The 20,970-nt window shown below is 68.9% G+C and carries 18 protein-coding genes; 6 read left to right on the top strand and 12 right to left on the bottom strand.

Going from position 1 to position 20,970, the window contains the following annotated elements:
* Positions 1-94 precede the first annotated feature (94 nt).
* The 3 genes from ACVWZ7_RS08390 to ACVWZ7_RS08380 all read right to left on the bottom strand — a co-directional run bounded on the left by ACVWZ7_RS08390 (position 95) and on the right by ACVWZ7_RS08380 (position 2,751).
* Entirely contained in the window at positions 95-1,198 is a 1,104-nt protein-coding gene (locus ACVWZ7_RS08390) for a DUF6707 family protein (RefSeq protein ID WP_456507575.1), read from the bottom strand.
* Between the two features lie 121 nt (positions 1,199-1,319).
* The gene (locus ACVWZ7_RS08385; protein WP_091255041.1) at positions 1,320-1,859 is read right to left on the bottom strand and encodes an NUDIX hydrolase family protein; all 540 of its coding nucleotides are present in this window, start codon (positions 1,857-1,859) and stop codon (positions 1,320-1,322) included.
* A gap of 121 nt (positions 1,860-1,980) precedes the next feature.
* Complete coding sequence (locus ACVWZ7_RS08380) at positions 1,981-2,751, bottom strand: VOC family protein (RefSeq protein ID WP_456507574.1); 771 nt, start codon at positions 2,749-2,751, stop codon at positions 1,981-1,983.
* Positions 2,752-2,845: 94 nt separating this feature from the next.
* Here ACVWZ7_RS08380 and ACVWZ7_RS08375 point away from each other — a divergent pair, with 94 nt between their 5' ends.
* Entirely contained in the window at positions 2,846-3,445 is a 600-nt protein-coding gene (locus ACVWZ7_RS08375; RefSeq protein WP_456507573.1) for a YdeI/OmpD-associated family protein, read from the top strand.
* Positions 3,446-3,525: 80 nt separating this feature from the next.
* Positions 3,526-4,368: a phosphatase PAP2 family protein gene (locus ACVWZ7_RS08370; RefSeq protein ID WP_344362817.1), complete on the top strand. Its 843-nt coding sequence runs from the start codon at positions 3,526-3,528 to the stop codon at positions 4,366-4,368.
* Here the strand turns inward: ACVWZ7_RS08370 and ACVWZ7_RS08365 are convergent.
* From ACVWZ7_RS08365 to ACVWZ7_RS08345, 5 genes are all read right to left on the bottom strand, one after another.
* Positions 4,321-6,279, bottom strand: coding sequence for a glycogen debranching N-terminal domain-containing protein (locus tag ACVWZ7_RS08365; protein WP_456507572.1), 1,959 nt, complete (start codon positions 6,277-6,279; stop codon positions 4,321-4,323). The genes ACVWZ7_RS08370 and ACVWZ7_RS08365 overlap by 48 nt on opposite strands.
* Positions 6,280-6,319: 40 nt before the next feature.
* The gene (locus ACVWZ7_RS08360) at positions 6,320-7,456 is read right to left on the bottom strand and encodes an ABC transporter ATP-binding protein (RefSeq protein WP_456509085.1); all 1,137 of its coding nucleotides are present in this window, start codon (positions 7,454-7,456) and stop codon (positions 6,320-6,322) included.
* A 50-nt stretch (positions 7,457-7,506) separates the two neighbouring features.
* Positions 7,507-9,006, bottom strand: a complete 1,500-nt coding sequence (locus tag ACVWZ7_RS08355) for an ABC transporter permease (protein WP_116767101.1) — start codon at positions 9,004-9,006, stop codon at positions 7,507-7,509.
* A gap of 110 nt (positions 9,007-9,116) precedes the next feature.
* Entirely contained in the window at positions 9,117-10,172 is a 1,056-nt protein-coding gene (locus ACVWZ7_RS08350) for an iron ABC transporter substrate-binding protein (protein WP_456507571.1), read from the bottom strand.
* Positions 10,173-10,364: 192 nt separating this feature from the next.
* The gene (locus tag ACVWZ7_RS08345; protein ID WP_456507570.1) at positions 10,365-11,552 is read right to left on the bottom strand and encodes a glycoside hydrolase family 76 protein; all 1,188 of its coding nucleotides are present in this window, start codon (positions 11,550-11,552) and stop codon (positions 10,365-10,367) included.
* Between the two features lie 252 nt (positions 11,553-11,804).
* Here ACVWZ7_RS08345 and ACVWZ7_RS08340 point away from each other — a divergent pair, with 252 nt between their 5' ends.
* Positions 11,805-12,629, top strand: a complete 825-nt coding sequence (locus ACVWZ7_RS08340; protein ID WP_344362833.1) for an SDR family NAD(P)-dependent oxidoreductase — start codon at positions 11,805-11,807, stop codon at positions 12,627-12,629.
* Complete coding sequence (locus ACVWZ7_RS08335; protein WP_456507569.1) at positions 12,626-13,861, top strand: acyl-CoA dehydrogenase family protein; 1,236 nt, start codon at positions 12,626-12,628, stop codon at positions 13,859-13,861. The genes ACVWZ7_RS08340 and ACVWZ7_RS08335 overlap by 4 nt, the downstream gene beginning before the upstream one ends.
* A gap of 8 nt (positions 13,862-13,869) precedes the next feature.
* On the opposite strand, the gene ACVWZ7_RS08330 is transcribed toward ACVWZ7_RS08335, so the two are convergent.
* From ACVWZ7_RS08330 to ACVWZ7_RS08315, 4 genes are all read right to left on the bottom strand, one after another.
* The gene (locus ACVWZ7_RS08330; RefSeq protein ID WP_456507568.1) at positions 13,870-14,700 is read right to left on the bottom strand and encodes a DUF1684 domain-containing protein; all 831 of its coding nucleotides are present in this window, start codon (positions 14,698-14,700) and stop codon (positions 13,870-13,872) included.
* 126 nt (positions 14,701-14,826) lie between these two features.
* Complete coding sequence (locus ACVWZ7_RS08325) at positions 14,827-15,447, bottom strand: TetR/AcrR family transcriptional regulator (RefSeq protein ID WP_116767095.1); 621 nt, start codon at positions 15,445-15,447, stop codon at positions 14,827-14,829.
* An 82-nt stretch (positions 15,448-15,529) separates the two neighbouring features.
* Entirely contained in the window at positions 15,530-16,123 is a 594-nt protein-coding gene (locus ACVWZ7_RS08320) for a TetR family transcriptional regulator (protein WP_456507567.1), read from the bottom strand.
* Entirely contained in the window at positions 16,120-17,136 is a 1,017-nt protein-coding gene (locus tag ACVWZ7_RS08315) for an aldo/keto reductase (protein ID WP_116767093.1), read from the bottom strand. Before ACVWZ7_RS08315 ends, ACVWZ7_RS08320 begins: the two co-directional genes overlap by 4 nt.
* Before the next feature lie 165 nt (positions 17,137-17,301).
* On the opposite strand from ACVWZ7_RS08315, the gene ACVWZ7_RS08310 reads away from it, so the two are divergent.
* Together ACVWZ7_RS08310 and ppc are read left to right on the top strand one after the other, a co-directional pair.
* Positions 17,302-17,982, top strand: a complete 681-nt coding sequence (locus tag ACVWZ7_RS08310) for an NADPH-dependent F420 reductase (RefSeq protein WP_456507566.1) — start codon at positions 17,302-17,304, stop codon at positions 17,980-17,982.
* Positions 17,983-18,123: 141 nt separating this feature from the next.
* Positions 18,124-20,937 (top strand): phosphoenolpyruvate carboxylase, encoded by a 2,814-nt coding sequence (gene ppc / locus ACVWZ7_RS08305; RefSeq protein WP_344362851.1) that lies wholly within the window; start codon positions 18,124-18,126, stop codon positions 20,935-20,937.
* Positions 20,938-20,970: the final 33 nt, after the last annotated feature.

The raw sequence follows: 20,970 nt of genomic DNA, 5'->3' as shown, positions 1-20,970 counted from the left end.
CGGGTAGGGGCGAACGGGTAGGGCGAACGGGTGGGCAGGACCGGCTGGGACCGGAGAAGACCGGCAGGACCGGATGGGAACGATCGCGAGGCCCTTAGGGGCGGACGGATTCCAGCTCGTTGCCGATCCGGCGTTCCAGCTCGGCGGCGCCGATGGTTTCAGAGCCGCCGTGCGCGCGCAGGAACAGGAGCGCCTCGAGCCGGAGCAGCCGCCATTCGCGTTCCGCATCAGGGTTGGAGTTGTCGATCGAGCGGAAAATTTCCTTGTCGTACAGATTGGGCTCGTTGAGCGAGCGCTGACGCACCTTGGCGTTGATCCTGGCCTTGAACGGGTCTGCTTCCATGGCCTCCGGCGCGCGAAGGAATTTCTCGTAGATTCCGGCGCGCTCGTCCTGCCCCAGCTGGCGGCAAATGTAGCTGGAGAGCGCCAAGGACGCCTCCACCGAGGCCCAGCGGCCAGGGTTGCCGTCGAACGGCAGGACGTTGAGCAGGTCCGCGACGGCCAGGGCGTTTTCGGCGTCCTTGAGCATGACGAAGAGCTCGTGGGCGAGGTCGCTGAGGTCCTTCAGGCAGCTCCCGGACTTGGTGTTGATGCCCTTGGCAAGCCGTTCGCTGAGCAGGAGCACGCCGACGGCGCCCGCATGGGCCTCTGCCACGGCCTCCACCACGGATTCCGGTGTGCCGTCCGGCGCCGGGATGAGCGCCAGCTCCGTCTCGCTGGGTCCGCTCACCGCGGGCGGCACCAGGGGCAGCGGAGGAACGACGACGCCGGGCGCCGCCGCCTCGGAGCCCTCCTGGCCCGGGGCGGGGGCCGTGCCGGCGTCGGAGGCATCGGCGTCGGATGCGCTGGCATCGGAAGTAGCGGAACCTGTATTCGGGGGTGCTGTATCGGCGGTGCCGGCGGCCGCGAAATCAGTGAACTCCGCGGCCGCCGTCGTGTCCTCCGCGTCAATCTCAGCCGTCTCCGCTTCCTCCGCGTTCTCGGTGATCCTCACCGTTGATCCTGCCGCGATCCGCAGCACACCGCCGCCGCTGAGGGTCGCCAGAACCATGGCGGGCGTGCCGAAATCGTCGGTTTCGACGTCCACCTGATGGACCTCGGCGGAGCGGTTTCCATCGGGCAGAATCAGGTGATCGCCGGCCCGTAGAGATCCAGCCTGAAGTTCACTGTGGTTCCGGGAGGCTGGCGGGTGGGTCATCGGGAGTCCTTAAAGTTCTCTTGCAGTCCGCCCAACAGTCTACAAAATCAGGTGCCCGAAGTCGGGGACGCTGCTGTTGCCCCGAGCGTCCCCGGGGCGGCGCCGGACCCAGGGGAACCGGCTAGTTGCCGACTCCCGCGAAAGCCAGCGCCTGCCGGATCAGGGCACCGCGGCCGCCGCTGAATTCAAGCTGCACGTCCGAGCTCATGACCTCCTGCGGGGTCATCCAGGTCAGCTCCAGGGCGTCCTGCCGCGGGGAGCATTCTCCCGTGACGGGAATGATGTACGCCAGGGCGACGGCGTGCTGGCGGTCATCGGTGAAGCCTGTGTGCGACGGCGACGGGAAGTACTCGGCCACGGTGAACGGCACGGGGCTGACCGGCAGTTGCGGGAAGGCGAGCGGGCCCAGGTCCTTCTCCATGTGGCGGAGGAGCGCGGCGCGGATGGTCTCGCGATAGAGCACGCGGCCCGAAACCAGGGAGCGGACCATGGTGCCGTCCGCGTCGGCCTGCAGGAGGGTGCCGACCTCGTTAACAAACCCCAGCGGATCCAGCCGGACCGGAACGGCCTCGACGTAGACCATCGGCAGCCTTCCCCGCGCTTCGAACAAGTCGTCGTCGGAGAGCCAGCCGGGATTCGGGTCAGGGGTGCGCACATTCATGGTTAAGTTCTACCCCATCCCTGACCCGTTCCCCGCGCCGCGCCTCAGATCGGGGATATTGTTTGTGCCCCAGGTAGGTGCACCGCGCGGACGGGATCCGGCACATAGGGTCCTGCCGCGCTCAGCCCTCCGCGGGTGCCGCGGAAATCCAGAGCGGCGGGTGGGCGGCCACTCCGTCCGCATCGGGGTTGACCACGTGCAGGGTCGGGATGGCAGCTTCCTCAATGACCGCCGCCTCGTGACCCGCCTCGTTCAGCCGCTCATGCAGGGCGTCAAAGTCGCCGGCGTATTCGAAGCCGAAGCCGGCACGCGCGGTCCCGGCGCCTGCACCGACCATCAAGATCCCGCCGTTCTTCGCCGTGAACGCCTCGGACTCCGCTGTGTCAGCGCCGCTGCCCGGGACCGGCCGGGGCCGGGCACCGATATCGCGCAGCGTTTGCGCCGCCGCAACGGCGTTTTCGGAGAACCAGACGCCGACGACGGCGAGGCCCGGGTCCGCTTCCGCCGACCCGCCCCAGCTGCCGTCGGCATCGCGCGTGGCCGTGTCCGCGAGGAAAGTGAAACCGTCGGCAGCGGTGATACGGCAGGAAGACCCGTGGTCCGCTTCGATGAGTTCCGCGGTGGTGCCGCCGGCCGGGCCGGGACCGCCCTGCGCCCCCGCCTCCGTGGTCCGCCGGGCGAATTCCTTCAGATCGCCCACTTCGACGCCGAAGGATGTGGTGCCGTCCTCTGCGGAGCCCTGCTCGACGAAGTGAAGGGCGAGGCGGCCGGAACCGGCGTCGAACACCCGCCAGGTGGGCTCGTCTACTGTCTTGACTAGGCCCAGATCGGTGAGCAGCCGCTCCCATTCATCAAGGCGGGAAGTGAAGTGGATCGGGCGGACGCGCAGCATCGTTGCTCCTCGGGTGGTCACGGGTTTCGGTTCGCAGGGATATCGTCCCACCAAAGCGGCACTTGTGGTCAGGTCCGAAGGGCACAATAGGGCCATGGCTGTTGAACTGGAGGAATTGCTGGTCAAGGATGCCGCCGCGTGGCGTGCCTGGCTGGAGCGGCATCACGCGCAGAGCCCCGGCGTATGGCTGGTGCTGCACAAGAAAGGCGGCTCGGTGACCGAGCTGGATTACGAGGCTGCGCTGCAGGAGGCGCTGTGTTTTGGCTGGATCGACGGGCAGGGCCGACGGCGGGACGAGGAGAGCTCCTACCAGCGGATGACACGGCGCGGACCCAAGAGCGTGTGGTCCGCGCGGAACGTGGAGCGGGTTGAACGACTCGAGTCGGCGGGGCGGATGGCCCCGGCCGGACAGGCCGCCGTCCTCAGCGCCAAGGCGGACGGGCGCTGGGAAGCCGCCTATTCGGGCGCGGCCACGGCAGAGGTCCCGGAAGACCTCGCCGCGGCCATCGCGGCGGAGCCCCGGGCGCAGGCAATGTTCGAGGTCCTGACCTCGGTGAACCGGTATGCCCTGATCTATCGCACGAACGAGGTTAAGCAGGCCGCTACGCGAGAGAGGAAGATCGCCGGGTTCGTGGAGATGCTCGCCCGGTTCGAAACGCCGTACCCGCAGACCAAGCGGCCCCGGGAAGAGTAACGGCGGCCCCCGCCGCGGATCCCAGAGAACTCCCAGAAACCGTCCGGGTTACGGGTAGTTGCCGCTGGCAGGATGGAGCGATGCTCCCTGCCCAGCGTGCTCCGCGACCCTCCGCCCGCCCGCCGCTGCCGTCCCAGCGGCGGCTCTTCTTCGTGGCCGCGGGCTTGCTGGTCGCGGGGGAGACGATCTTCTGGACCATGCTTGCCGCGGTGCAGTCGAACAGCGGTGCCGCTGCCTTGGACGGGCCCGTGCACGACGGGCTCGTGGCGTCCCGGGACCCGCTGGCCACCTCCATCCTGACGGCCGTGACCACGGTGACGTCGCCACTGTGGATGACCGTGATCGGCTGCATGCTGGCCCTGGCATGGGCGGCGTGGAAACGGGAAATCTGGCGTCCGGCCCTGCTGGTCGGTGCCATGGCGGCAGCCCTTGCAGTGTCCACTCTGATCAAGCACGACGTCGCCCGCCCCCGGCCTGCCGCCAGCGATTTCATGCTTGGCCCGGACGACGCCCTGTCATTCCCCTCGGGCCATACGTTCGGCGCAGGCGTCTTCCTGTGCGTTCTGAGCTACCTGCTGGTGACGGGCCGCGGCACGCGGACTAGCAAACGAACGACGTCGGCCCTCAGCTTCGCGGCCGCGGCCGCGGGGACGCTGGTGGTCGCCTTCAGCCGGCTTTACCTGGGCTATCACTGGCTGACGGACGTGCTCGCCTCCATCGGCCTGGCGCTCGCCGTCACCGGGACCGTCATCCTGGCCGACGGGCTGCGCACCGCCAGGGCCGCCCGGCTGCCGGCGCCGGCCGTCCCGGCCGCGCAGGCGGCAATGCCGGCTCCGGCGTACGCGGCGCAGGAGTACCCGTCAGAAGACGGGCTGTTAGAGCCCGACGCCCATCGCCTGGGCGATCACCACCGCCGAGGCTGAGGACCACGCCTGCGGGTGGCACGACGCCGGGTAGGGCACCGCGACCCCCGAGTCCTCGGCCCGCACCCCGGCGAACACCTCCGGCAGCCGGTGCCCGAACGAGGCTGCCGCGCCGAGCAGGCCATCGGCCAGGTTCCGTGCCTCGGGGATGAACCCGTCGGCCAGGAGGCCGCGGATTGCGATGGCGGTGTCGTGGCTCCACACGGATCCGCAGTGGTAGCTGAAGGGCCAGAACCCCGCAGCACGCCGGGAGATCGTGTGCACGCCGTAGCCGGAGAACAGCTCCGGGCTCACCAGCCGGTCAGCCACGATCCGGGCTTCGGCCGCATCCAGGATGCCCGTGCCCAGCAGGTGTCCCATATTCGAGCCCGGGATGTCCAAGGGAACCCCGTGCCCGTCCAGGGCCATGGCCGGAAAGGGCCCGGCGTCGTCGTCAACCCAGAAGCGCTCCCGGAACCTGAGCCGGAGGCCGGCAGCGAAGTCCCGCAGCGCCGGGCCACCGGGTTCCCCGTAGGCGTCGAACAGCTCGGCCGTCTGCAGGGCCGCCTGGTACGCGTAGCCCTGCACCTCGGATAGGGCGATCGGCCCCTCCGCCTGCCGGCCGTCGCGGAACTGCATGGCATCCCGGGAATCCTTCCAGCCCTGGTTGCTCAGGCCGTGCCCGGTCGCGTCCCGGTAGCTAAGGAACCCGGCGTTGTTGCCCGCTCCCGCGCCGGCGGCGAGCAGCCAGTCCGCGGCGCGTGCCGCATTCGGCAGCAGCGACCGGATAACGGCGTCGTCCGGCCCGGCACGCCAGAGTTCACCGAGCAGGCAAAGCCACAGCGGGGTGGAATCCACGGCGCCGTAGTACACCGGAGGCAGGCGCAGGCCCTGGCTCTCGAGCACGAGTTCCTTGGAGCGCAGCTCGTGCAGGATCTTGCCGGGTTCCTCGGCAGCCGCAGGGTCAGTCCGAGTGCCCTGGAAGGCCGCCAGGGCCCGCAGCGTGCCCGCGGCAAGCCCGGTCTCCATCCCGGTGTCCAGCGGCAGCAGCAGCCGCGCCGCCCACAGCGAGTCGCGCCCGAACAGTGTGAAGTACCAGGGCGCCCCGGCGGCGATGAAAGGAGCGTGCGGAAGCTGGCGGGTGGCCAGCCGGAGCCCGGCCACTTCATCCAGGGAGTTGTCCAGGAGCAGGCCCAGGGCCCCGGCCGGTCCGGTCCGCGACGGCCGCGGGGCGGGCGGCCGCGCCGCCACCACGGCGTCGTCATCGTCGGTCAGAACGGCTTGCCATTCGGCCTCGAACGGCCGGCCCCGGCCCAGGCTCCCGCGCCAGGCGAGCCGGCCCTCCGGGGTCACAGCACCGGGCGCCGCCACCGCGAAGCTCTTCCCGCCCTCCCGCCAGCGTAACGCCGACTGGTCGGCCGAGACCGGCGCGGACGCGTCGCGAAAGCGGCTGAGCCGGATCTGGGCCATGTCGGTGAAGTCGGCGGCCAGCTCAACGTCGATCTCGACGTCGAGGGAATCCAGTGACGTGCGCAGCTGCAGGGCATGCCGCACCACTCCGGGCGTCACGGTCCAAGTCTGGACAAGCTCGACGGCGGGATCTTCTGTGGGCCCCGGGATGCCCCGGACGAGTCCCCGCACGCGCAGCACGCCGCCGGGCTGGGTCTCGACGGTGGCCGGTTCTGGCTCCAGGCCGTTGACACGTACGAGGGCGCGGCAGAGCATCCGGGTGTCGCCGTGAAGGAGCCCGGTGAACCCGGCTGGATCGGTGGACCCGCCGGCCGGATCGCCGGACTGCCCGGCTGACTGACCGGACTGCCTGGCGCCTGGCGGGTTGGACTCGCCGGCCAGGCGGCCGTCGGGATCGAGCCACAGCTGCGTCGGGGCGGCAACGGAGCAGTGCTGGCGGTGCAGGCCTGGCTGAACAGTCATTCGCCCACCCTATGCCGCGGCCCACGGAGGGCTCAATGTCCTATTGGACCGGCGCGTCGTCCATCGGGAACGCCACGGCCTCGCCCACCACGCGCAGCCTCAGCTCGGTGCCGGGGCGTGCGATGGAGGCGTTCCAGTGCCGGATGGTGATGATTTCCCCGCCGCCGGGGTAGCGGTGGTCCGGGACGGCGCCGGCGGCAAGGACCGGCGGGACGGGGAGCTGGAGCCGGACGGTGGTCTCGGGGCCGAAGTAGTCGGTGTCCACCACGGTGCCGCGGATGGGGCCGTCCTCGGAAATGCGGATCTGCTCCGGCCGGAGCATCAGCTGGACCCGGCCCTGCGCCGGCGGGCGTCGCACGGGGATCCCGCCGAGCGAACACGTGGCCAGGGAACCTTCCATCCAGGCATCCAGGATGACGGCGTCACCGAGGAACTCCGCGGTGGCGCGGTCCGCCGGGCGTGTGTAGACGACGAACGGGTTGCCGATCTGGGCCAGCTTGCCGCCGCGCATCACGGCCACCTGGTCGGCGAAGGACAACGCCTCGGCCTGGTCGTGCGTGACGAGGATCGTAGTGACCCCGGCGTCCTTCAGGACCTGGCCCACCGCGCGGCGGGTCGCCACCCGCAGGCCGGCGTCCAGGGCGGAAAACGGCTCGTCCAGGAGCATGAGCTCGGGCTCGCGGGCGAGCGCCCGGGCCAGCGCGACGCGCTGCTGTTGGCCGCCGGAGAGCTGGTGTGGGCGGCGCTTGGCCGTGGACGGGTCCAGCGAGACCATTTCCAATAGTTCGCTCACCCGCGCCTTGACGCCGCTGCGTCCGCCGGGGAGTTTGCCGCTGTCCAGGCCAAAGGAGATGTTCTGGCCCACGGTCAAGTGCGGGAACAGGGCGCCGTCCTGGGCCACGTAGCCGACGTGGCGCTTGTGGGCCGGGACCCAGGCGTCCTCTCCCGCCACCTTGCTGCCGTTGAGTGAGATGGTGCCGGTATCGGGGTGTTCGAAGCCGGCGATCAGCCGCAGGAGGGTGGTCTTGCCGGAACCGGACGGTCCCACGATCGCCGTCGTTCCGCCCTTGGCGACGGAGAGGTTGACGCCTTTGAGTACCGCCTGGGGCCCGAAGTTCTTGGTGACCGCGTCGATTTCCAGGTGGCTGTTGGTGCTGGGCGCCACGGACGCCGCGATCCGCGGCTCTGGGAGACGGGAGGGTGCCTCGTGCGGAGGGTAAAAATCGGTCACTGTCCGGCCACTTTCTTGGACTGCTGGAAAAGGAGGTAGGTCATGGGCGCCGAGATCAGGATCATCAGGAGCGCATACGGAGCGGCGCCGGCGTAGTCAATCTCGCTGCTCTTGCTCCAGAACTCGGTGGCGAGCGTGCGGGTCCCGTTGGGGGAGAGCAGGAGAGTGGCCGTGAGCTCGTTGACGATCCCTAGGAACACCAGTGCCGCGCCGCCGGCAGCGGCGGGGGCCGTGAGGCGCAGCGTCACACGGAGGAACGCCAGCAGGGGCGGCTTGCCGAGCGCCTGCGCGGCCTCGTCGAGTTCCTTCGGCGCCTGGGCCAGCCCGGAGCGGAGGTTCACCAGGGCCCGGGGCAGGAACAGCAGCACATAGGCCGCGATCAGGAGTCCCGAGGTCTGGTACATGTTGGGGAGCATCCGGATGCTTACGGTCACGAACGCCAGGCCCACCACAATCCCCGGCATGGAGCTGGTGATGTAGTTGGAGAGCTCCAAGGACTTGCTGAACCACCCCGGACGCCGCACGGCAAGGTAGGCCATGGGGAACGCGACCAAGGTGGTGACCACGGCCGCGGCGATGCCGTAGGCGAGGGTCTGCAGCAGGGCCGGCATGAACTCCTCCGCGGCCCAGACATCCGGCCCGCCGGCGATGACCCAGCGCAGCACGAACGTCAGCGGCAGGCCGAACGCCAGCGCAGTGAGGGCGATCAGGGACAGCTGGGCGGGGACCTGATACGCGTGCAGGGGCAGCCGCAAGGCGCGCGCCTGGGCACCCGAGCCGATCCTGGCGTACCGGGCGCTGCCGCGGCTGCGGACCTCCACGAGCAGCAGGATCAGGCACAGGAAGACCAGGACGCTGGCGAGCATGTTCCCGGCGGTGCCGTTGAAGGTGGACTGGTACTGCACCATGATCGCGGTGGTGAAGGTGTCAAAGCGGATCATCGCGAAGGCCCCGTATTCGGCCAGCAGGTGCAGCGCGACCAGCAGCCCTCCGCCGGTCATGGCGATGCGCAGCTGCGGCAGCACCACGCGGAAGAAGGCGCGCCAGGCGCCGAGGCCGAGGGACGCGGCGGACTGTTCGATGGCCGGGTCCAGGCGGCTGAGGGTCGCGGCGGCCGGGATGTAGACGAGGGGGAAATAGGACAGGGTGGCGATCAGGACCCCGGACCACAGCCCGCCGAGGGAGGGGACCGCGGAAACCCAGGCGTAGCTGTTGACGAAGGCGGGGATGGCCAGCGGGGCCGCGAGCAGCACAGCCCACCACTTCCGGCCCACCAGGCTGGTGCGTTCCACGAGCCAGGCGCCGCCCACGCCCAGAATCAGGCACAAGGGCACCGTCACCACGGTCAGGAGCACAGTGTTCAGCAGCAGTTCGCCCACCCGAGGGCGGAAGATCAGGGAGACGGCGGTGTCCCACCCGGTGGCGGCCGTCATGACGATCACGTAGGCCAACGGCACCAGGGAGAACAAGGCGATCAGCACCGCCACGATGGACACAGCAGAGACGCCGACAGGCGGGCGGGGTCGCTTGACCCTGCCCGCCGTCGTCGTGTCAGTCGTCAAATCACCGGATGGACCTGGGACCGCCAGCTTGTTAGTCACTGCCGTTACAGCAGCCCTGCCTGGGTCATCAGTTCGGTGACCTTGGCGGAATTGAGCTTGGCCGGATCCACGGTGGGTGCCTGCAGATCCTTGAGCGGTACGAGCTTTTCGTTGGACGGGACGCCCGAGCCGACGGCGTACTCGAAGGACGTGCCCTTCTGGAGCACTTCCTGGCCCTTCTTGCCGGTGATGAACTTCAGGAAGGCCTGGGCGGCCGCCGGGTTCTTCGAGGACTTCAGCACGCCGCCGCCGGAGACGGAGACGAAGGCGCCGGGGTCCTGGTTCTTGAAGTAGTACGGCGTGACGTTGTTGGAGTTCTCGCCGGTCTTGGCCTGGTCGCCGTAGTAGTAGTAGTGGTAGATCAGGGCGGCGTCCACTTCGCCGGCGTTGACGGCCTTCATGGCCGTGCTGTTGCCCTTGTAGGCCTTGGAGTTTTCCTTCATGCCCTTGAGCCATTGCTGGGTGGTGGCTTCGCCCTTGAGCTCCAGCAGGGCCGAGACGATTGCCTGGAAGTCGGCGCCCGACGGCGAGGCGGCCCAGCGGCCCTTCCACTCGGGATTGGCCAGGTCCAGCATCGACTTGGGCAGCTTGTCCGCGCTGATCTTGTTCTTGTCATAGACCAGCACGGTGGAGCGTGCCGCGATGCCGGTCCACTTGTTGGTGGAGGGGCGGAATTCGGCGGGTACCTGGTCCACGGTGGCTTTGTCCACGTCCGCGAAGAGGCCGGCGTTTTCCACCTGGGCCATGGCGGGCGAGTTCTCAGTAAGGAAGACATCCGCCGGCGACGCCTGGCCTTCCTGGACGATCTGGTTGGACATCTCGGTGTCGTCGCCCTGGCGCAGGGTGACCTTGATGCCGGTTTCCGCGGTGAAGGCGTCCACCCACTCCTTGGTCAGGGACTCGTGCTGGGCGTTATAGACCGTGATCTCACCCGACGGGGTGCCGCCGGCGGCTGCGCTGCTGCCGGCCGGGGAGGATGAACCGGAGCCGCAGGCGGCCAGGCCCAGGGCGGCAGTGGCGGCCAGGGCGATGCCCGCCAGTGCGTTGGTGCGGATCTTCATGGGGCTACTTTCTGCAAGGAAGTCGTCGTAGGTGCCCTGACCCCCGTGAGCGGGGAAGTTAGGGCATGCTCACTAAGAAAGACTGTAGGTTAGCCAAACCTAAGCAACCAACCTGAGAACGCGTTAAGTGATCAGGATCACATGAATTACGAAACTATTGCGTGACGTAATTAGCGCCGGCGTCGGGGCGGCCTACGGGGCGTGTGCCGGGGCAATCGATGCGGCTGCCTCCAGAATCATCCAGGCCTGCAGCTGGGTGGAGAGCTCGACGGCGGCGCCCTCCGGATAGCTGCGGCGCGCCGGCAGTTCGGTGCGGTTGGAAAAGACCAGATGGCTGCCCCCGCGGGCGAGGCGGTCGTGGGCCGGGAGAATCCGCCGGCCCTCCCAGAGGGCCTGGGCGGTGTCATTTACGAGGGTCGCCGCCGTGGCCCGGGTTTCGGCCGGAAGGCCCTCGTTTAGGGCTGCAAGGGCCAGATATCGGACCAGGATCCCGGTGAAGAGTCCGCCGTCGCCCGTTCCCTCGCAGCGCAACACCGCCGCGCTTCGGCCCAGCAGCGGCGCCGGCTGCGTGAGGCTGCGCGCCACGGCCTCCACCAGCGCGGCCGCCCGCTCGAGGTTCGCCGCGCCCCCGAGTTCCAGCAGGGCGCCGAGGACGGGCCCCTGGTTATAGGTGTAGATGGTCTCTTCCAGTACCGCTTCGCCCGTGCCGGAAATCCGCAATCCGTCCCGGTACAGGCCCTGTTCAGGCGCGTAGAGCCGGGCGTCGAGCCAGTCCAGCAGCGCCTGGGCCTTGGCCCGGTTGCCCGTCCGCGCGTAGTAGAGGGCCACCGGTGCGGTGGCGGGCGTGTTCTTGAAGTCCCGTTTCTTGCTCCAGAAGGTGCCGCCGCCCAGATCGTCCGTGGAAGCGGCGTCGAACTGGAGCGTCAGGCTCTGCAGGACCTTGGCGTTGCGCTCCCGGCCGGTGCGTTTGCGGGAGTCCTCGGCGAGCCTGTCCAGCCGGAGCGTGGCGAGGGCCAGCCAGGCCATGTCGTCGTAGTAGTCATTGACCACCGTGAGGAAATTGCGGAGCCGGATCCCGGTGACGAGCCGGGAGGCGAGCCTGCCGGCGCTGGGCCGGTTCTCGCCGTCGAACTTGGCGCCCGGATGCCCCGACGAGCCCAGCTCCCGGCGGCCGGCGTCCACGAGGCAGTCCAGGTAGTGCGCCTGCCACCAGTAGTGCCAGGGCCGGGACAGGCTCTTGAGCCGGCCCGAGGGCCGGAGGATTGCTCCGATGTGGGTCCCCGGCAGGAAAAAGAGCCGCTGTCCGAAGAGCCTGGTCACCGAGCGGGCGGCCTCGTCCGCGCGGAAGGACCAGTTGGGGGCGGCGTCGGCTCGGGTCATGGTTCAAGCCTAATCGCGGGACCTGCCCGGACACCGTTCGTGACGGCGGCCTCCGGGGGTGCAGTCGAGGTCGCAGTGCAATCGTGCCGGCAGGCGTGCGGTGGAATCGTTCCGTGGGGCGCGGGCAAAGGTGCGGAATGCCGGCGTTCCAGTTAACATTCACTAACTAATGTTCCCGGCGGGCCGCTGCTGCAGGCGGCGCCCGCGTCGAGGCTTCGCGGCCGGGGTTCGGTTCCACATCAAGGAGGATGCATGGACATCAAGGGTACTGTCGCGCTGATTACGGGCGGGGCCTCCGGTCTCGGAGCTGCCACGGCCCGGCGCCTGTTCGACGCCGGCGCATCGGTGGTGCTCGTGGATCTGCCGGGCTCCGCCGGGGCCGCGTTTGCCGCCGAACTCACCGCTTCCGCTCACCGTGGCACGTCCACTGGCGGCGCTGAGGCACGCGGCCGCACGGCCGTCTTTGTCCCCGCCGACGTTACCGACGAAACGCAGGTGCAGGCCGCCGTCGACGCCGCCGTCGCCCTGGGCCCGCTGCGCATCACGGTGAACTGCGCGGGAATCGCCACCCCGGGCAAGGTCCTGGGCCGCGAGGGCGTGCTGCCCCTGGAGACCTTCAACCGCGTCATCCAGATCAACCTCGTGGGCACCTTCAACGTGATCCGCCTGGCCGCGGCCGCGATGGCCGCCACCGAGCCTGTCAGCACGGAACTGGGCGGTCCCGAACGCGGCGTCATCATCAACACCGCCTCCGTCGCCGCGTTCGACGGCCAGATCGGCCAGCCCGCCTACGCCGCCTCCAAGGGCGCCGTGGCCGCCATGACGCTGCCGATCGCCCGCGAACTCGCGCGCTCGCTCATCCGGGTGGTCACCATCGCGCCGGGGATCTTCGAGACCCCCATGATGGCCGGACTGCCGCAGGAGGCGCAGGACTCCCTGGGCCAGCAGGTGCCGCACCCCTCGCGGCTGGGCCGTCCAGCCGAATACGCCAACCTCGCAGCGCACATTGTGGACAACGCCATGCTCAACGGTGAGACCATCCGCCTCGACGGCGCCATCCGGATGGGCCCGAAATGACCCGGACCGGGCCGGCCGCCGGGGCAGCACCGGCTGCGGCAGTGGCATCTGTGGCGGGGTTGCCCGCGGCGGACTTCTTCGACTACGAATCCCTGCTCAGCACCGCGGAGCAGGCCAAACTGGCGCAGCTGCGGGAGTTCCTGGCGGCCGAGGTCGCCCCGTTCGCCACGGACTGGTGGAACAAGGCCGAGTTCCCGGCCCATATCCTGCCCAAGCTGGCGGCCCTGGAGCTTAGCGCCCCCGCCCAGCGCGGCTACAGCAACCTGTTCGCCGGGATCGTCATCGCCGAGATGACCCGCGTGGACACCTCGCTCGCGACCTTCTTCCTGGTCCATCATGACCTCTTCGTGGAGTCGCTCTTCGGCTTCGGCTCGGACGAACAGAAGGCGCGCCTGCTCGACGACGCGGCGAACCTGCGCACGACGGGTGCCTTTGCGCTCACCGAACCGGACCACGGTTCGGACGTCGCTGGCGGCATGGAGACCCGGGCCCGGCGGATTCCCGGCGTCGAGGCCGGCGGCGGCGACGTCTGGGTGCTCAACGGCGCCAAGCGCTGGATCGGCAACGGGACGTTCTGCGACTACATGCTGGTCTGGGCCCGGGACGAGGCCGACGGCGGCATCCGGGGCTTCATCGTCGACGCCACCCTGCCCGGCGTGAGCCGGAGCCGGATCGAGAACAAGATCGCCCTGCGCACCGTGCAGAACGCGGATATCGTCTTCACCGACGTCCGCGTGGCCGAGGCGGACCGCTTCGCCGGCATCAGCAGCTTCGAGGACACCAACGAGCTCCTGCGCGGTTCCCGGATCATGGTGGCCTGGCAGGCGGTAGGGCAGCAGCTTGCGGCGTTCGACGTCGCCCGGCAGTACGCCGTCGAACGCCAGCAGTTCGGCCGGCCGCTTGCGAAGTTCCAGCTGGTCCAGCAGCAGCTGGTGACCATGCTCGGCAATGCCGTGGCCAGCATGGGCATGATGGTCCGGATCGCACAGCTGCAGGACCAGGGTGCCGCGGACATGCCGCAGGTGGCGCTCGCGAAGTCCTACGTCAGCGCCCGGATGCGCGAGACCGTGGCGATGGGCCGGTCCCTGCTGGGCGGCAACGGGATCGTCACCGACTACCGGATGGCCAAGATCTTCTCCGACGCCGAGGCGATCTACACCTACGAGGGCTCGTTCGAGATCAACACACTGATTACGGGGCGGGCCATCACCGGGGTGTCCGCGATCGTCTAAAAGACCGTTTAGAAGAGTCCGGGCTCCTTCTCGCCGGCCTCGATCCGGTAGTCCAGGCTGTTGTTCTTCACCGGCATGGGGCACGTGCCGTACGGGGTGAAGGCGCTGGGGTAGTTGATGGCCCGGTTGAAGTCCAGGATCACCGTTCCATCTGGCCGGGGTTTTGCGGTGGAGACCTTGCGCCACTCGTCCGTTGATTCCCCGTTGGTTTCGTCGTGGAACGTCACGGTCAGGGCGCCGAGCTTCTCCTCCTCCGCCTGCAGGCGGAACTCGTGTTCCGAGCCCGGAAGGCGGAAGACGAGCTCGCCGACCGAGCGGTGGATCCCGTCCACCAGCGGGTTGGCGGTGCCGATCGGCACGTCCACGGGCTCCGGATAGGGCACGAACCGGGCCTCGATCACCAGGTCCGGACGGAAGTCGAAGGTGGGCACGCCGTCGAACCCGGTGAACACCGGTGACTGGGAGTCTCTCGTGCGGATGGCGTACTTGCCGGCCCGCATGGCGAGTTCCACCACTACCTGACGGCCGTCGTCGCCGCCGTACTGCACCCACATCAACGATTCCTCGTCGGCGAGTTCGGCACTGACGGTCCCGTCCACGGGTTCGCCGGTCTCCACGAGGGTCAGGCCCTCGGGCGCGGCGGCGGTGAGGCGGGCCGCCCTGCCGTCCGTGGACCAGAGCCCCGGGGCGAGCTCGACGGCGGACGGACGGTCCTCCAGCCACTGAAAGGACGTCAGCGTCAGCCAGCCGTGCTCACTCACGAGGGCCGCGTTGCGGCTGTTCCGGAAGCGCTGCCAGCGGGCGAGCTGGGGATCCTTCGCTGGATCAGTTGCGGGCATGGAATCAGGTGTGGGCTTCGAACGAGTCCCTGGTTCAGGAGTGATCATGGGCACTTCCAGAGGTATCGGCACAACTAGCACGCATCAGGGGTCGCTTTGACGCCTCAAAACGGCCACTGCTGCGAGTCAGTTGGGGGTGGGTGGAGTTTCGAGGCTGGCTGCCACGAGCTGGGCCGCCGCGGCGCCGGCCGCGGCGGCCGCATCAGGGTCGCCGTCGAGCACCCCGCTGGCCAGCCCGCCGTCGAGCAGCAGGGTCAGGCCGCGGGCCAGCTGGTCCGGGTCGTGCGCGCCAGCGCGCACGGCCAGATCCCTGATCCAGGCGCGGATCTGCTGTTTGTGGGCCACGGTCCGGTCGTGGACCCTGGTGCCGGAGGCCGACTCGGCGGCCGCATTGATGAAGGCGCAGCCGCGGTAGCCGTCGCGCCGGCAGGCCGTGGTCAGGGCATCGAACAGGCCCACGAGCTGCGCGGCGGGGTCTTCCCCGGCGGCTTCGGCTGCGGCGTGAAGCTGCCCGGTCCAGACGCCGTCGACCCTCTCCAGATACGCCAGGATGAGGTCGTCCTTGGCCGGAAAGTACTTGTAGAACGTGGCTTTGGCGACGCCGGACTCGGCGATGATCGTATCGATGCCGGCGGCCCGGAGTCCCTGCGCATAAAAGAGGCGGAAGGCCGTGGCCAGGATCTTCTCCCGGGCCTGCCCGGCGGGGGTCCGGGCAGCCGGCGGGGCGGTGGCTGCTGGCGACGTCATGTCACAATCGTACACAGACAAGTCTGTCTATGCCCGGCTCGTCCTTTATGTAGCATCCAGCCTGCCCCGTGTTGTCGCCAGCCTATGGGCGTGCGGCCAGGCCCTGCACGAGCAGCCGCCAGACCTCGTGCAGCTCCGAGCCGACGGCCGGATCCGCCCATTCCGCCGCGTGCAGCGGGTGGTGGAACCGTGCGGTCGCGTGCAGGACGGCACGGCCGGCCGTGACCGGATCCGTCACCACAAACTCGCCGCTGCTGACGCCGTCGGCAATGATCTCAGTGATCATGGCGGCCAGATGGTCGACGTGGGCCGCCACGACTTCCCGCGCCTCGGCGGTCAGCTGGCTGAAGGTGGCAAACAGCTCGGGATCATTTAGTGCCAAGCCCTGTTTGATGGCCGCGAGGCGTTCCAGCCAGCGGAGCAGGCGTTCCGCGGCCGGGCCGTTCGTATCCCGGGCAGGATCCAGCGGCTCCACGAGACGGTCCAGCCAGCGCCGGGCCACCGCGTCCCGCAGCGCCACCTTCGTGGGGAAGTGCCGGTACACGGTGCCGTGGCTGACGCCGAGGGCCTTCGCAACGTCCACCACTGTGGCCTTGGCCGGCCCGAAGCGCCGCAGCACATCTTCGGCGGCGTCGAGGATGCGCTCCTCCGTCAGGACGGCGACGGCAGGCGTCACCGGCGTTCGCTGTCGAGCCAGGCCATCTGGCCGGCGTCGTAGCGGGTGCCCGCGGCGGCGCCGGCCGGGACGGCGGCCTCGATCGCTGCCAGGTCTTCGCCGGAGAGGACCAGGTCGGCCGCTCCCAGCGATTCGGTGAGCCGATCGCGACGGCGGGCGCCGACGAGGGGGACGATGTCCTCGCCGCGGGACAGGACCCAAGCAATGGCGAGCTGGGCGACGGTCGCGCCCTTGCGGTCCGCGATGCCGCGCAGCCGTTCGACGAGTTCGAGATTTCGCTGCAGGTTCTCGCCGGAGAATCGGGGGAGGTGGGCCCGGAAATCGCGCCGGTTTCCGGTGCCGGCCGCGGGCCAGTGACCCGATACCAAGCCGCGGGACAGTACGCCGTAGGCGGTGATGCCGATACCGAGTTCGCGGGCCGTCGGCAGGATGTCCTGTTCGATGCCGCGGGAAATCAGGGAGTATTCGATCTGGAGATCGGAGACCGGGTGGACGGCGTTGGCGCGGCGCAGGGTTTCGGCGCCCACTTCGGACAGGCCGATATGGCGGATGAGGCCCTGCTTCACGAGTCCGGCCAGGGCCCCCATGGTCTCTTCCACCGGGACGGTCGGATCGAGGCGGGTGGGCCGGTAAATGTCAACGTAGTCTGTACCCAATCGCCGCAGGCTGTAGGCCAGGAAGTTCTTGATCGCGGCGGGGCGGGTGTCCACGCCGTTCCATCCGCCCCGGGCGTCGCGCAGTGCGCCGAATTTCACGCTAATCAGGGCGTCCTCGCGCCGGCGGCCGCGGAGCGCATCACGCAGCAGCATTTCGTTGTGTCCCATGCCGTAGAAGTCCCCGGTGTCCAGCAGCGTCACGCCGGCGTCGAGGGCGGCATGGATCGTGGCGACGCTCTCGGCGTCGTCTGCCGGTCCATAAAGATCGGACATGCCCATCAGTCCGAGGCCGATGGGAGCCGTGGCGGGGCCCCTGGAGCCCAGGGTGCGGGTGGGGCCGAGGGGAGAAGTAGTCATGGAGAGAGACTACCGCGGACAGCTGACATATTTCAATATTTGTCAGTCGATCGATTCCCGGCGCCCAAGGTGCCCTTTTTTATTGCCGTAGACAGGTCTGTCTGATAGCGTCTTGCCCACACGTAGACGAACCTGTCTACTCCACTGATTCAGAATGAGGATGCCATGAAGATTGCAGTACTGGGAACCGGCATGGTGGGGCGCACGATTGCCGGCGCACTCGCAGGCCTGGGGCACGACGTCGTGATCGGCACCCGCGACCCGCAGGCGACACTTGCCCGGACCGAGCCGGACATGATGGGCACACCGCCGTTCGCCCAATGGCACGCCGCGAACTCCGGAGTCGGCGTCGCCGCGTTTGCCGACGCCGCGGCCGGGGCCGAACTGGTCGTCAACGCCACGAACGGAGGCGGTTCCCTGGCAGCCCTGACCGCTGCGGGCTCCGGGAACCTCGCCGGCAAGGTCATCATGGACATCGCCAACCCGCTGGACTTTTCGCAGGGCATGCCGCCGTCCTTGAACCCGGTGAACACGGACAGCCTGGGCGAGCAGATCCAGCGGACCTTCCCCGAGGCCAAGGTGGTCAAGACGCTGAACACCATGACGGCCTCGGTGATGGTGGATCCCGCGCGGGTGGCCGGCGGCGAGCACTCGGTGTTCGTCTCCGGCAACGACGCCGACGCCAAAGCCGCAGTGACCGGGATCCTCAAGAGTCTCGGCCACCGCGACGTGATCGACCTCGGCGACATCACCAGTGCCCGCGGGGCGGAAATGATCCTGCCGATCTGGCTGCGGATCTGGGGCGCGCTGGGCACGGGCGAGTTCAACTTCAAGATCGCGCGGTAGGTCCCGGAGGGGACTGACACTATCTGAGACGGAATTCCGGACGGGAGTGCCTCCGGGTAACATCCCATGGGAAGAAGTAATCCGGCTCACAGTATCCAGCGCAGTGTACGAGCCACGTCGAACCCTCGAAAGATAGTTTCCATGGCTGACACTGCAATGCATTCCGACACCGATCTTGCGGCCGAACTCCGGGCCGACGTCCGCCGCGTTTCCACCCTTCTCGGCGAATCCCTGGTCCGCCAGCACGGGCCCGAGCTCCTGGACCTCGTCGAGCAGGTGCGCCTGCTGACCAAGGAATCCAAGGAGGCCGCCCGGGGCGGGGCCGACGCCACCGGGCCGTGGAGCTCGTACGACGTCGTCGCCCAGGTCCGCGAACTGCTCGGCTCCCTGCCGCTCGAGCAGGCCACCGACCTGGTCCGCGCCTTCGCGTTCTACTTCCACCTGGCGAACGCCGCCGAGCAGGTCCACCGGGTCCGCGGGCTGCGCAGCCGGCAGGAAAAGGACGGCTGGCTCGCCAAAGCCGTCGTTGAGATCGCGGACCAGGCCGGCAGTTCCGTGCTGCAGGAAGTCGTCAACGAACTCGACGTCCGCCCCATCTTCACAGCGCACCCCACCGAGGCCTCCCGCCGCTCGGTGCTGGACAAGATCCGCCGGCTCTCGGACATCCTTGCCGAATCGACGGCGGAGGGCACGTCCGCGCGCCGACGCCAGGACCGTCACCTGTCCGAAGTGATCGACCAGATGTGGCAGACCGACGAACTCCGCCAGGTCCGGCCGACCCCCGTCGATGAAGCCCGGAACGCCATCTACTACCTCACCGGCATCCTCAGCGACGCCATGCCGGAAATGCTCTCGGACCTGTCCGAGCTGCTCGCCGAGCACGGCGTCACGCTGCCGACGCAGAAGGCGCCGATCCGCTTCGGCTCCTGGATCGGCGGCGACCGCGACGGCAACCCCAACGTCACCGCCGCGGTCACCCGCGAGATCCTCCAGATCCAGAACCAGCACGCCGTGCGGATCAGCATCGGCCTGATCGACGGGCTGATCTCCATCCTGTCCAACTCGACCGCGCTGGCCGGGGCGGACCAGGAACTCCTGGACTCGATCGACGTCGACCTCAAGAACCTGCCCGGCCTGGACCGCCGTGTCCTCGAGCTCAACGCGCAGGAGCCGTACCGGCTGAAGCTGACCTGCATCAAGGCCAAGCTGATCAACACCGGCCGTCGGGTCGCCGCCGGATCCGCGCACGAGCCCGGCCGCGACTACGTCGCCACCGCCGAGCTCCTCGCCGAACTCGGCCTGCTGGAACGCTCGCTGCGGAACCACCACGCCGCGCTTGCCGCCGACGGCGCCCTGTCCCGGGTCCGCCGCGCCATCGCCTCCTTCGGCCTGCACCTGGCCACCCTCGACATCCGCGAACACGCCGACCACCACCATGACGCCGTCGGGCAGCTGATGGACCGCCTCGGCGGCCCGGGTGTCCGGTACGCGGAGCTCAGCCGTGCCGAGCGGCTTGAGGTCCTGGGCTCCGAACTCGCGTCCCGGCGCCCGCTCTCGGGCCACCCGATCAAGCTCGACGGCGTCGCCGACGGCACGTACGACGTCTTCCGGGAGATCCGGCGCGCCCTGCGCACCTACGGCCCCGACGTGATCGAGACCTACATCATCTCCATGACCCGCGGCGCGGACGACGTCCTGGCCGCGGCCGTTCTGGCCCGCGAGGCCGGCCTGGTCAGCCTCTTCGGCGAGGCGCCGTACGCCAAGATCGGCTTCGCCCCGCTGCTGGAGACCGTGGAGGAGCTGCGCGCCTCGGCCGAGATCGTGGACCGGCTGCTCTCGGATTCGTCCTACCGCGAGCTGGTCCGGCTGCGCGGCGATGTGCAGGAAATCATGCTCGGCTATTCGGACTCCAACAAGGAATCCGGCGTCATGACGAGCCAGTGGGAAATCTACAAGACCCAGCGCAAGCTCCGGGACGTGGCGGCGAAGCACGGCGTCCGGGTGCGCCTCTTCCACGGCCGCGGCGGCTCCGTGGGCCGCGGCGGCGGGCCGACCTACGACGCCATCATGGCCCAGCCCAACGGTGTGCTCGAAGGGGAGATCAAGTTCACCGAGCAGGGCGAGGTCATCTCGGACAAGTACTCCCTGCCGGAACTGGCCCGCGAAAACCTGGAACTCTCCCTCGCCGCGGTGATGCAGGGCTCGGCGCTGCACCGTGCGCCGCGGACCTCCGAGGACCAGCGCGTGCGCTACGGCCACGTCATGGAAACCGTCTCCGACGCCGCGTTTGCCCGCTACCGCACGCTGATTGACGACCCCGACCTGCCCGCGTACTTCATGGCTTCCACCCCGGTGGAGCAGCTGGGGTCGCTGAACATCGGATCCCGCCCGTCCAAGCGGCCCGATTCCGGCGCCGGCCTTGAGGGCCTGCGGGCCATTCCGTGGGTCTTCGGCTGGACGCAGTCACGGCAGATCGTCCCGGGCTGGTTCGGCGTCGGCTCCGGCCTCAAAGCCGCGCGGGAGGCCGGAAACTCGGCCCAGCTCAAGGAGATGATCGAGGGCTGGCACTTCTTCCGCTCCGTGCTTTCCAATGTTGAGATGACCCTGGCCAAGACGGACATGGACATTGCCGGCTACTACGTCTCCACCCTGGTGCCGGAGGAACTGCACCACCTGTTCCACACCATCCGGGCAGAGTATGAGCTGACCGTGGCGGAAATTCAGAACCTCACCGGCGAGCACGTGATCCTCGACGCCCAGCCCACCCTCAAGCGCTCACTGGAGATCCGGGACCAGTACCTCGATCCGATCAGCTACCTGCAGGTGGAACTCCTGCGCCGCGTCCGGGCCGAGGCCGGGGCGAGCATCTCCGGCGCCGAGATCGACGAGCGACTCCAGCGCGCCATGCTGATCACCGTCAACGGCGTCGCCGCCGGGCTACGCAACACGGGCTAACCGGCCCCCGTTTCGATCCTCCCTCAGGATCTG

This window comes from Arthrobacter sp. TE12232 (assembly GCF_054062615.1).
Note: the sequence above shows the minus strand (reverse complement) of the source record. Positions and strands in the feature narration are given on the sequence as shown.

Bases quoted from the DNA above. Each gene is read 5' to 3' on its own strand.
- ACVWZ7_RS08390 (WP_456507575.1), bottom strand. From the start codon at position 1,198: ATGACCCACCCGCCAGCCTCCCGGAACCACAGTGAACTTCAGGCTGGA.
- ACVWZ7_RS08385 (WP_091255041.1), bottom strand. From the start codon at position 1,859: ATGAATGTGCGCACCCCTGACCCGAATCCCGGCTGGCTCTCCGACGAC.
- ACVWZ7_RS08380 (WP_456507574.1), bottom strand. From the start codon at position 2,751: ATGCTGCGCGTCCGCCCGATCCACTTCACTTCCCGCCTTGATGAATGG.
- ACVWZ7_RS08375 (WP_456507573.1), top strand. From the start codon at position 2,846: ATGGCTGTTGAACTGGAGGAATTGCTGGTCAAGGATGCCGCCGCGTGG.
- ACVWZ7_RS08370 (WP_344362817.1), top strand. From the start codon at position 3,526: ATGCTCCCTGCCCAGCGTGCTCCGCGACCCTCCGCCCGCCCGCCGCTG.
- ACVWZ7_RS08365 (WP_456507572.1), bottom strand. From the start codon at position 6,279: ATGACTGTTCAGCCAGGCCTGCACCGCCAGCACTGCTCCGTTGCCGCC.
- ACVWZ7_RS08350 (WP_456507571.1), bottom strand. From the start codon at position 10,172: ATGAAGATCCGCACCAACGCACTGGCGGGCATCGCCCTGGCCGCCACT.
- ACVWZ7_RS08345 (WP_456507570.1), bottom strand. From the start codon at position 11,552: ATGACCCGAGCCGACGCCGCCCCCAACTGGTCCTTCCGCGCGGACGAG.
- ACVWZ7_RS08340 (WP_344362833.1), top strand. From the start codon at position 11,805: ATGGACATCAAGGGTACTGTCGCGCTGATTACGGGCGGGGCCTCCGGT.
- ACVWZ7_RS08335 (WP_456507569.1), top strand. From the start codon at position 12,626: ATGACCCGGACCGGGCCGGCCGCCGGGGCAGCACCGGCTGCGGCAGTG.
- ACVWZ7_RS08330 (WP_456507568.1), bottom strand. From the start codon at position 14,700: ATGCCCGCAACTGATCCAGCGAAGGATCCCCAGCTCGCCCGCTGGCAG.
- ACVWZ7_RS08325 (WP_116767095.1), bottom strand. From the start codon at position 15,447: ATGACGTCGCCAGCAGCCACCGCCCCGCCGGCTGCCCGGACCCCCGCC.
- ACVWZ7_RS08315 (WP_116767093.1), bottom strand. From the start codon at position 17,136: ATGACTACTTCTCCCCTCGGCCCCACCCGCACCCTGGGCTCCAGGGGC.
- ACVWZ7_RS08310 (WP_456507566.1), top strand. From the start codon at position 17,302: ATGAAGATTGCAGTACTGGGAACCGGCATGGTGGGGCGCACGATTGCC.
- ppc (WP_344362851.1), top strand. From the start codon at position 18,124: ATGGCTGACACTGCAATGCATTCCGACACCGATCTTGCGGCCGAACTC.